General features: G+C 74.6%; 1 protein-coding gene. It reads right to left on the bottom strand.

Annotated elements, in window-relative coordinates; all coding sequences use genetic code 11:
- A partial coding sequence (locus KXR53_RS35490; protein ID WP_437380330.1) for a condensation domain-containing protein occupies window positions 1-1,251 on the bottom strand: 1,251 nt, incomplete at both ends.

The raw sequence follows: 1,251 nt of genomic DNA, 5'->3' as shown, positions 1-1,251 counted from the left end.
CCGCACCAGCCGCACCCGCAGCAGCGGCGGCGCGGCGAGGTCGAGGCCGCGCGCCCGGTCCGACGCCGCCAGATCCGTCAGAGTTTGTTCGATGTCCGGCCTGCCGCGCCAGTCCAGCGGCTCGACCGGCGACGGCACCCGCCGCCGCACCAGCTGCAACGGCTTCTCGCCCGACCACAGAAAGCCGGTGCGCAGGATCGCATGCGCCTCCACCGCCGCCTCCCAGGCCCGGGCGAAGCGCCCCGCATCGAGGCCTTCGACGTCCACCCGCAGCTGGGTCACGTACAGCTCCGGCGCCTGCAGGCTGTGGAACAGCATGCCCTGCTGCATCGGCGACAAGGGGTACAGGTCCTCGATCTCCGCGGCCGGCACCGGGAGGGCATTCAGCTCGGCCTGGCCCAGACCGGCCAGCGGCACATCCGACGGCGTCAGCCCGCCCGCCCCCGGCGCGCCGCACAGCGTGACCAGCGCTTCCAGCTCGGACGCGAAAGCCCGGGCCAGCTGTTCGATCGTGCCGGCATCGTGCCGGGCGGCGCTGAACAGCCAGGTCAGGCCGAGCCTGCCCTCGGCCACCCGGCCGTTCACCACCAGCTCGGCGCCGAGCGGCGAGCCCTCCGACTGGTCCTGCCCGGCGCTCTCCGCCGCCAGGGCGAAGGCGCCTGCCGTCACCCCGTCGAACCGGCCCAGATAGTTGAAGGTCACCGAAGGCCAGGGCAGGCCCGACAAGGACGCCTGCGCCTCCTCCGAGCCCATGTATCGCAGCACGCCGTAGCCCAGGCCGCGGTTCGGCACCGCCCGCAGCTGCTCCTTCACCGCCTTCAGCGAGGCTTCCAGATCCGCCTCGGGCGTCAGCCGCACCGGGTGCAGGCTGGTGAACCAGCCCACCGTCCGGCTGAGGTCGAGCCCGCCCAGCTCCTCCCGGCCATGCCCTTCCAGCGCCACCAGCGCCGAGCCCTGCCCGGTGTGCCGGCACAGCGCCCGCGCCAGCGCGGTCAGCAAGAGGTCCTCCACCCCGGCCCGCCAGGCCCGGCCCGCCGTCACCAGCCGCTCGGTCAGCGCCGCATCGAAGCGCTGCCGGTGCTCSGCCCGYWGCARSACCGTGTTCGCGCCCTCCGGCCGCGCCACCGGGAAGCCCGACGGGCCGGCCAGCACGCCTTGCCAGTACGGCAGCTCCGCCAGCAGCTCCGGGCTCGAAGCATAGGCCTGCAGCGCCCGGCCCCAGGCCCCGAAGCCGCTGCTCGTCTCCGGCAG

The sequence above is a fragment of the Inquilinus limosus genome (assembly GCF_051487185.1).
In the GTDB taxonomy this organism is placed as follows: Bacteria; Pseudomonadota; Alphaproteobacteria; order DSM-16000; family Inquilinaceae; genus Inquilinus; species Inquilinus limosus_F.
Note: the sequence above shows the minus strand (reverse complement) of the source record. Positions and strands in the feature narration are given on the sequence as shown.